The 510-nt window shown below is 49.6% G+C and carries 1 protein-coding gene; it reads left to right on the forward strand.

What is annotated here, in order from left to right:
* A partial coding sequence (locus tag SLH46_RS21660) for a hypothetical protein (RefSeq protein ID WP_320283313.1) occupies positions 1–510 on the forward strand: 510 nt, incomplete at both ends.

The following is a 510-nucleotide window of genomic DNA, read 5'->3' on the forward strand; positions in this document are numbered from 1 at the left end:
GCTATCGATGTAGACGGACCTGAAGATATGGAGGTAGACCACTGTGATTACCTGACCCAGGCCGATCTTGATGATGCGTTTGACGCGTGGATTGCTGATTTTGTAGTACTGAGCAACGAGTGTGACGCTGACGTACCTGATCTGTCAGGGGAGACAGCACCAGACTTGTGTGATGGCGGAACAGTAAGTATTGTATTTGCTGTTACCGACAGTTGTTCAACCGATACAGCTCGGGCCACCTTTACTGTAAATGCCGCTACCGCTATCGATGTAGACGGACCTGAAGATATGGAGGTAGACCACTGTGATTACCTGACCCAGGCCGATCTTGATGATGCGTTTGACGCGTGGATTGCTGATTTTGTAGTACTGAGCAACGAGTGTGACGCTGACGTACCTGATCTGTCAGGGGAGACAGCACCAGACTTGTGTGATGGCGGAACAGTAAGTATTGTATTTGCTGTTACCGACAGTTGTTCAACCGATACAGCTCGGGCCACCTTTACTGTA

This window comes from Draconibacterium sp. IB214405, from assembly GCF_033963885.1.
Classification (GTDB): domain Bacteria; phylum Bacteroidota; class Bacteroidia; order Bacteroidales; family Prolixibacteraceae; genus Draconibacterium.